We start from the raw sequence: 8,365 nt of genomic DNA, 5'->3' as shown, positions 1-8,365 counted from the left end.
TGCTTTGGCTACAGGTTCAGGTTTTGGTGCAGGTGCTGCCGGAGCCACAGGTGCTATAGGCGCTGCCGGTGCAACAGGCACCGGATGGGCAGGTGCAGCAGCGGTAGCGTAAGTAATAACAGGAGTCCCCCCCACTTCATCGACACCCACTTCGAAATATTCACCCTCTACAAAAACATTAAAGATACGGGCATGTTCACTCTTTTCAGGGGCGCTTTCCAATTTGGCTTTTTCAATCAGTTCGCCTTTCTTGGCTTTCTCTATTATTTCATCTTGTTTTTCAACATCTTCAAGTGTAATGGCTTTTATGGTTTCAGGTACCTTCTCTTTACCATATTTTTGCATAAGATATTTTTTACCTGTAACAGGAAAAAGAGCGTAGATAATAAGATCTTCATCATCCACTGCCAGATCACCAATCTCTTTTTTCGCTTTTTCAAGTTCAGGCTCAAGCACTTCTGCAGGTCGGCAGGAGATGGGGTCTTCTCCTCTTTCATATCCTTTGAGTGCTTTTTTCTGCACTTCCGAATCAATGGGTACGCTTGTTTTACCATAGAGCCCGTAACAAAGATCCTTTACCTGGGCGGTCACCATTTTATATCGTTCCTCGGGTGTATCAAACAGAACGTTGTTGACGGTCTGAATGCCGACAATCTGGCTGGTAGGAGTTACCAAAGGAACCTGGCCCAGTTCTTTTCTGACCTTTGGAAGCTGTTTGTAGACTTCGTCAAGTTTATCCAAGGCATCCATTTCCCTTAACTGATTCACAAGATTGGACAGCATGCCGCCGGGTGTCTGGTGAAGCAGAACATTAATATCAATAACAGAGACTTTGGTATCATCCAGGAGATGCTTGTACTTAGGCATTATTTCCTTTTCCAGAATTTCATTAATTTCTGCCAGAGCATTTATATCAAAACCTGTATCTCTATTGGTGCCGAGAAGTGACATGACAAAGGGTTCCAAAGCGGCATGGGATGTCCTGTAAGCATAAGGAGTCATACAGGTATCAATGATATCTACCCCTGCCTCAATAGCCTTGAAATGGGTCATGGGCGACATGCCGGAAGTAAAATGACTGTGAAGATGAATCAATGGTTTGACATTATCTTTTAAGGCTTTGACAAGTTTATAAGCGTCATAGGGGGCGATAAGCCCTGCCATATCCTTGATACAGATACTGTCTGCACCCATGTCTTCAAGTGCTTTTGCTTTTTTGATATAATAATCAAGGTTGTACACATCTCCGCCTATTCTAGGCTCGGTCAGTGAATAGCAGATACAGCCCTGAAAATGAGCACCGCATTCCTTGATCACCGGGACGACAGTTTCGAAATTTCTAAAATCATTTAAGGCGTCAAAGGTTCTGAAGATCTCCATCCCGTTATCAACGGTCTTTTCACAAATAGCTTTGCCACATCATCTGCATAGTTTCTATACCCCACAAGATTCTGGCCTCTCAGGAGCATTGAAAACGGGGTCTTTTTAAAATATCTTTTCAGGGTCCGAAGCCTTTCCCAGGGATCTTCCCCCAAAAAACGATGCATGGTATCAAAGGTGGCACCGCCCCAGACTTCCACGGCCCAGAAACCGATCTCATCCATTCTTTCTGCAACCGGGATCATGTCTTCTGTTCTTCCCCTTGTGGCAAAAAGAGACTGGTGACCGTCACGCAGAGATACATCCTCAATCTTCAACTGATGCTTAGCCTTTGGTCTGTCTTTATCATACTTCATCTCAGCCATTTTAACTTGGGTGTGCTCACTCATTTATTTTCTCCTGAATAATTTATTTTTTTCTTGTTATAAAAGCTGATTATTTAAACATTCTCAGCTGCATCATTGAATTGGCCTGCATATGGGCCTGCCGTCCCGATATCCCCCAGATATTATTTTCTTGCATGACCTGCCCCGGTTGTACTGAAAATTCCTGAACCGGTCCTGAAACTTCAGGAATACAAGCCGCTTCTTCTGAAGTTTTAATGTAGGCAAATACGGCAGCCATGGCCGTAGATAGTTTCTTTTTATCCATTTTCATCCCTTTGTCCTATACGGGTATATTCCCATGTTTTTTAGCCGGTCTTAATTCTCTTTTTGTTGCCATGGCATCAAGGGCATCAATGAGACGGGGCCGGGTTTCAGAAGGTTGAATCACCGCATCCACATACCCCCTTGCAGCAGCGCAATACGGGTTGGAAAATTTATCATTATATTCATCAATTAATTCTTTACGCTTTGCAACCGGATCATCAGCCGCTTTGATCTCTTTTGCATGGATAATGTTTGCTGCACCGTCAGCACCCATGACGGCAATCTGAGCACTCGGCCATGCAAAGGCCATATCCGCTCCCAGATGTTTTGAACACATGGCAAGATAGGAACCGCCATAATCTTTTCTTGTAACCAGCAGGAGTTTAGGGACAGTTGCTTCCGAATAACACCATAAAAGTTTTGCCCCATGCCGGATAATCCCTCCCCACTCCTGATTACTTCCCGGCAGATAACCCGGAACATCGGCAATGGTCAGCATGGGAATATTGAATGCATCGCAGAATCTAATAAACCGGGTGGCTTTATCAGAGGCATCTATATCGAGGCATCCTGCCAGATAATTGGGCTGGTTGGCAATAATACCGATGGAACGTCCGTTGAGCCTTGCAAAACAGATCATAATATTTTTAGCATAATACTGATGGGGTTCAAAATACTGGCCATCATCCACAATGGATACAATAACATCTTTGATATCATAACCCCTGTTGGGATTGTCCGGTATGATTGAATCTAAGGATTCATCCATACGGTTGGGATCATCTGTAGGAGGCATATAAGGCGGATCCTCCATGTTATTGGACGGCAGATAGGATAAGAGTTTTCTTATCTGCATGATGGCATCTTCATCAGAGTCACAGGCAAATTGTGCCACGCCTGATTTCTCGTTATGGGTCATGGCACCGCCAAGGTCTTCAAAGGTAATCTCTTCTCCGGTTACAGCCTTAATGACGTTGGGCCCTGTAATAAACATGTAGCTGGATTCTTTAACCATAAAAATAAAATCTGTCATGGCAGGCGAATAGACCGCACCACCGGCCGTGGGTCCCATAATGGCTGAAATCTGAGGGATGACCCCGGAAGCGGCTGAATTTCTAAAGAAAATTTCACCATATCCGGACAGGGCATCAATTCCTTCCTGGATTCTTGCGCCGCCTGAATCGTTCATACCGATGATAGGAGCACCTGCCTTTAAAGCCATATCCATGACCTTACAGATCTTTTTGGCTTGCATTTCTCCCAGCGACCCTGCCCTTGCAGTAAAATCCTGGGCATAGGCAAATACAATTCTGCCATCCACTTTGCCATGCCCTGTTACCACGCCATCCGCCGGGATTTCTATATTTTCCATCCCAAAATTGGTACATCTATGAGTGACAAACATATCCAATTCCCTGAAGGTTCCCTCATCAAACAGGATATCAAGCCTTTGTCTGGCATTGAGCACCCCTTTTTCCCGTCGTTTTTCAAGCGCTTTTTCTCCACCCATTCCCATTATCTGCTGTTCTTTTTGCTTCAGCTCCTGGATCTTGTCAGATGTGACTCCCATAATATAAACCCTTCCTTAATTATTTATCCATTACTTTGATTTCTCATACTAAAACGCCATGCACAAAACCACTCTTCCGGATGTTCGTCCGGCGGACATCCGATACATTCGGCTTCTATCCTTTTATCAATAGACCTTGCAAAATATTCATATTCAACCAAACCTGCTGATTTACAAGGATAATCATCCAGTTTTTTTCTTTTTCTTGCAGACTGAACCCTGCAATCATTCATTTGGAATACAAAACTTTTTGGGCCTTCGTCAACAACAGATTGCTCATTAATAAATGCATACATCCTGAAATTTAACGCTTTTTTTAGTCCTTCCAGTCCGCACCGATCATCCAAATTTAAAAACTTTTTAATCGCAAACGCTTCATAAGGAGAAAACTGAGCCCAGCAGGAATCATTACACCGCTTGGCATCATTCATCCCATTATCAAACTCAACCGCCTGAAACCATACGCCATCATTCATCAGCCAGTTTTTTGCCACCGCACCCATAAGGGCTTCAATCTCTTCTTCCCCCATTTCCAGCAATGCTTTAGGCAAACCATCTTCAAGCTCAAAATCCAAAACCTTTGAAAATTTTTTCAATCCAATCGAAACGCTTTGTTTCGTCGCCTTTTCAAGAACTTCCAAGGCCTTGTCCATGCCCATCTGGTGCCTGACTTCGGTAAACCAAAAACTATAGTGAACTACAATTCTAGTTAACATGTCAACAACTAATCTTGCTTTCAAAATTTTCTCCAAACTTGAGGGATCAAAATTTTCATCTTTCATAGGGTCAGTTCCTTTTTAAATAATTTTAACACATTAGTTATCATTCAACGTTCTGCTAACATTAATTCAAGGTCAATTTATTGTCAAGATTGGATCACAATATAGCTATATTAAAGCCAAAAAATCATTGTGTTCATGGCCAGAATGTTCTATTAACAAGGAGAATAAAAAAATTTGTAGTATAAAGTTATTAGCAAGGATTAATTAAAATGACCGTAAAAATACATATACATATTACCCATCGCCAGCACACCAATGGCCAAAAAACAATAGAAGTTGAGGGCACCTTTGTTGGTGAAGCATTAAACAATTTTGTCGCCTTGTATCCAGGGATGAAAAATGAAATATTCGATAAAAAGGGGGAATTGCTCCATTATATTGAAATCTACCTGAATAAAAAGAGTGCATATCCCGGAGAACTGGAAAAACAAGTGGAGGATGGCGATGAAATCCAGATCATTACCTTTCTTGCCGGCGGCTGATTTTTTTGTACCTTTAAGGTCAAACCGCCTCCAAATCATTCCAAATTTGATAGATGATAATGCTCTGTTTGATGAAACACAGGTGGGCTTTGGCTTGAAAACAAACTCCAAAGGAAAAACAACTAAGATACTATTTTTTTAATTCATTCCATTTATAATCAATAAGTTCAAGCAGTACCCCGTTCATTTTTTTAGGATGAATAAAGGAAAATTCACTGTCACGAAATGGCCTTGCTCCTCCAATAAACGGATAGTTTTCTTTTGTAAGTTCTGTCATGGCTTCCCTGGTGTTATCAACATTAAAGCTGATTAGCATCACACCTTCGCCCTTTTTTTTGATAAATTTTGCCACATCTCCGTCCGGTGTTGTGGACTCCATAAGTTCAAAGCCAACTTCACCGACCCAGTATCGTGCAACTTTAATTTTTTCAGGGTCATCAATATACGCATCGTCGGGTTCTGTTTTCCAAGGATCGGCTCCCACACCTTACGTGCCTCATCAAGATTTTTAACCGCTATGCATATATGATCGATTTTATTTGTTTTCAATTTGCACTTCCAGATAAACGCCTTTACACCTCATCCTCATGCACTTGGACAGGGGATTCCGTGTAGAGATCCTCGATCTCACCATTATTTCCTATGGAATTCACGATTTGTTTTCTTTGCAGCCGGTTCTGCTACTCCCCCTTGTCCAAATTTTTTAATTTTAACACCTCCTGAAAGTTTCGGAAAGTCTTTTAGGATGTATAATTCGCTTGGCAACTTGTGAGGGGCAATTTTTTCCGGCAGGTGGAGCACCGATGACCCTCTGTTTTTTAAAAAAGAGATAATCTTTTCAAAGTCAAGGTCTGCTGAGGATAGGGTCTGGATATAGGCACAGGCCTTTTCGCCCATTTGCGGATCCGGCATGGCCACAACGGCAGCCATCACAACACCTGGATGTTCGCTGATGAGTTTTTCAATCTGTGTTGCGCTGATGCTTTCCCCGCCCCGGTTGATCATCTCCTTGATCCGACCGCAGAGTGTGATCCGCCCTTCTTTATCAATTCTGGCCACATCCCCGGTCTTGAAAAATCCGTCCCGGGTAAATGTTTTTTTGTTCTCTTCTGGATTTTTATAATAGCCTGTAAAAACGCCGGGCCCCTTGATCAACAGTTCACCAGGGGTATTAGTCGGCAGCTCGCATTCGAATCTGTCAACGACTTTATAGGTGTCATAGGGGCAGGTGGGTTTGCCCACCGTGGTTTTGACAATGTCTATATCGTCGTTGGAACGCGATATGGCGGTCTGTCCTTCAGTGGCCCCATACCCGTTGAAAAAACGGCATCCGAGTTTGTCCTGGACATCGACAATAAGGCCGGCCAGGCTGGCACCACCGCCGCAGTGCATTTTCTTTAAGGAGATCAGGTCATAATTGCCAAGTCCCTCGTAATCCGCAAGGCGTCTGGCCAGCGTCGGCACCCAGACAATGGTTGAAACCTTTTCTTGTTCTATGGTGCGGCAGATATCATCAACGTCTGTAGAGTCGAGAAAAACACAGCACCCAAACGTCAATATACTGGCTAAAAAACCCTTGGTGAACGTCAGGTCATGACCGATGGGGCCTGCGAGCAGGGTAATATCATGGGTGTCCATTTCCCAGGCCCTGGCACAAAATTCTGAGGCACAGATCAGATCATTATGAGTGCGGGGAACCAGTTTCGGCAAACCGGTTGTGCCCCCGGTGGGCCCCATATGTGCCACCTGCATGGGGTCGGGCCGCCGGGAGTTAAGTTTCTTTAAATCATCAGACAATGGTCTGAAGGCGGCCAAAAGTTTTTCCAGCTCTGTATACTTTCCCTGACCGCTCCCCCTGACCAGGATGACATTTTTTATCTGACTGCTATCTTCAAGTACCTCATGAATGATGGGCAGATAATCTGTTTTTTTATACGTTTCAGGCAGAATCCAGGACACGGCACTGCTGAGAGCGGCCAGATGCTTTATTTCGTGGGCCCGGTATCGATCGATGAGCAGCGTATCAATGGCACCGATCTTTTGAAGCACAAAAAAAACAAGAACAAACTCATTCCAGTTGGGAAGCTGTACCAGGACCCGGTCTGTGGGCTCAACGCCCATATTTATCAGTCCCACGGCCAGCTGGTCGGCTTTCTCCCTAGCCTGGGAATAGGTCATGCTGGATTGTCCGTCCACAAAGGCTGTTTTATCCGGAAACATATCGGCCGCCCGATCCAGGATATCACCAAACGTCAACCCCGGCCAGTACCGCAGGCGGTTATAGATTTCAACATCATCGGAATGATACGGGGTAAATCCTTTTAGAAGATTTAACATAATCAATTCCTTTAGTTTTTTTTCAAATAAGGATTTTTTCTTTTTGCCGAGATCATGCCGTCTTGATGATCCATCATGATGACAGCAGCGCCTGTTTGACCAGCGTCTTTACGATGTCTATTTTATAGGCGTGTTGACTCAGCGGTTTGGCATCTTTTACAGCAGCTTCGGCCGCTTTGGCCACATGGATTTCATCCAGCAGCTTACCCTTTACCCGTGACGGATTCTTTAAAACCGGAGATGTGGCCAAAATTGATGAAAAAGGCTATATCACTCTCACCGGGCGTATTAAAAAAATGATTAACCGGGGCGGAGAGAGTATCAGCACAAAAGAGATTGAAGGGCTTATCATCCAGCACCCGGATGTCGTAACTGTAGCTGTGATACCGATGCCCGATCCAATAATGGGGGAAAGAGCTTGTGCCTATATTCAGTTAAAAACCGGGACTAACTTGACCTTTGATGAGATTATTTCCTTTTTAAAATCAAAACAGGCCTCGGTACTTCAATTACCGGAAAGGATTGAATTTATAGATGTCATGCCATATACCGCCACACAAAAACTGGATAAAAAATCATTAAGAAAAGATATTAGAAAAAAAATACAGGATAATTTATAAACGGTGAATTAATTATACTGCACGTTCCAAAGATCCTGGAACGTGTAGTATAAACAAACTTAAACTCTTATGAAAGAGTTTATAAACTTATGCTTCTTTCAGAGCAACCTTATGGCTGGTTGCATGCAGTTTTTTTGCGGCTTCCTGTTTTTTAAGGATGGCCACATCATCTGCATCAATATATTCAACAGCCTGAACTTCACAAAATCTGACGCACTGGGGATCTCCATCACACAGGTCACATTTGAAGACCTGTTTATCAATGGAATTAAACCCCATGGCGCCAAAGGGACAGACTGCTACGCATGACCTACAGCCGATACATTTGTCATAATCCACTTCGATTCTGTTTAGCTCATCATTACGGGAAATCGCGTTGGCAGGACAGACACCCATGCAAGGGGCATCCTGGCACTGCTGGCAGGCCATGGGGATATATACCCCGTCCATTTCCCATTTCATTACTCTGATACGGCTTCTGGCAGGGTTGGAAACCCCGTCATGTTTTACCGCGCATACCAGTTCACACAATCTGCACCCTGTA

At 43.7% G+C, this 8,365-nt stretch carries 8 protein-coding genes and 1 pseudogene; 2 read left to right on the top strand and 7 right to left on the bottom strand.

From position 1 onward, the window contains the following. From QAI40_RS15910 to QAI40_RS15895, 4 genes and pseudogenes are all read right to left on the bottom strand, one after another. A pseudogene (locus QAI40_RS15910) lies at positions 1-1,769 on the bottom strand (pyruvate carboxylase subunit B); the annotation flags it as partial. Positions 1,770-1,815: 46 nt separating this feature from the next. Beyond that, positions 1,816-2,037 carry a hypothetical protein gene (locus tag QAI40_RS15905; protein ID WP_299983675.1) on the bottom strand — a complete coding sequence of 74 codons (222 nt, stop codon included), beginning with the start codon at positions 2,035-2,037 and terminating at the stop codon, positions 1,816-1,818. Between the two features lie 9 nt (positions 2,038-2,046). Further along, positions 2,047-3,600 (bottom strand): acyl-CoA carboxylase subunit beta, encoded by a 1,554-nt coding sequence (locus QAI40_RS15900; RefSeq protein ID WP_299983673.1) that lies wholly within the window; start codon positions 3,598-3,600, stop codon positions 2,047-2,049. Positions 3,601-3,623: 23 nt separating this feature from the next. Further along, on the bottom strand, positions 3,624-4,340 hold the full coding sequence (locus QAI40_RS15895; protein WP_299983671.1) for a DUF6125 family protein: 717 nt from the start codon (positions 4,338-4,340) through the stop codon (positions 3,624-3,626). Between the two features lie 251 nt (positions 4,341-4,591). Here QAI40_RS15895 and QAI40_RS15890 point away from each other — a divergent pair, with 251 nt between their 5' ends. Next, entirely contained in the window at positions 4,592-4,864 is a 273-nt protein-coding gene (locus QAI40_RS15890) for a MoaD/ThiS family protein (protein WP_299983669.1), read from the top strand. 130 nt (positions 4,865-4,994) lie between these two features. On the opposite strand, the gene QAI40_RS15885 is transcribed toward QAI40_RS15890, so the two are convergent. After that, positions 4,995-5,348 (bottom strand): methylmalonyl-CoA epimerase, encoded by a 354-nt coding sequence (locus QAI40_RS15885; RefSeq protein WP_299983667.1) that lies wholly within the window; start codon positions 5,346-5,348, stop codon positions 4,995-4,997. Positions 5,349-5,497: 149 nt separating this feature from the next. After that, positions 5,498-7,201, bottom strand: a complete 1,704-nt coding sequence (locus QAI40_RS15880) for an AMP-binding protein (RefSeq protein ID WP_299983664.1) — start codon at positions 7,199-7,201, stop codon at positions 5,498-5,500. Positions 7,202-7,347: 146 nt separating this feature from the next. Between QAI40_RS15880 and QAI40_RS15875 the strand changes: the two genes are divergently transcribed. Beyond that, a complete protein-coding gene (locus QAI40_RS15875) occupies positions 7,348-7,821 on the top strand; it encodes an AMP-binding enzyme (protein WP_299983662.1) in 474 nt (157 codons plus the stop codon). An 87-nt stretch (positions 7,822-7,908) separates the two neighbouring features. On the opposite strand, the gene QAI40_RS15870 is transcribed toward QAI40_RS15875, so the two are convergent. After that, positions 7,909-8,365 (bottom strand): 4Fe-4S dicluster domain-containing protein (locus tag QAI40_RS15870; RefSeq protein ID WP_304511817.1); only part of this gene is annotated, 457 nt, incomplete at its 5' end.

Origin of the sequence: Desulfobacula sp. (assembly GCF_030611305.1) — a bacterium.
Classification (GTDB): domain Bacteria; phylum Desulfobacterota; class Desulfobacteria; order Desulfobacterales; family Desulfobacteraceae; genus Desulfobacula.
The sequence above is the reverse complement of the archived record's forward strand: the minus strand, read 5'-3'. Positions and strand labels throughout refer to the sequence as shown.

What these genes read in the sequence shown, in the direction of transcription:
- QAI40_RS15905 (WP_299983675.1), bottom strand. Translation starts at nt 2,037, where the DNA reads ATGAAAATGGATAAAAAGAAACTATCTACGGCCATGGCTGCCGTATTT.
- QAI40_RS15900 (WP_299983673.1), bottom strand. Translation starts at nt 3,600, where the DNA reads ATGGGAGTCACATCTGACAAGATCCAGGAGCTGAAGCAAAAAGAACAG.
- QAI40_RS15890 (WP_299983669.1), top strand. Translation starts at nt 4,592, where the DNA reads ATGACCGTAAAAATACATATACATATTACCCATCGCCAGCACACCAAT.
- QAI40_RS15880 (WP_299983664.1), bottom strand. Translation starts at nt 7,201, where the DNA reads ATGTTAAATCTTCTAAAAGGATTTACCCCGTATCATTCCGATGATGTT.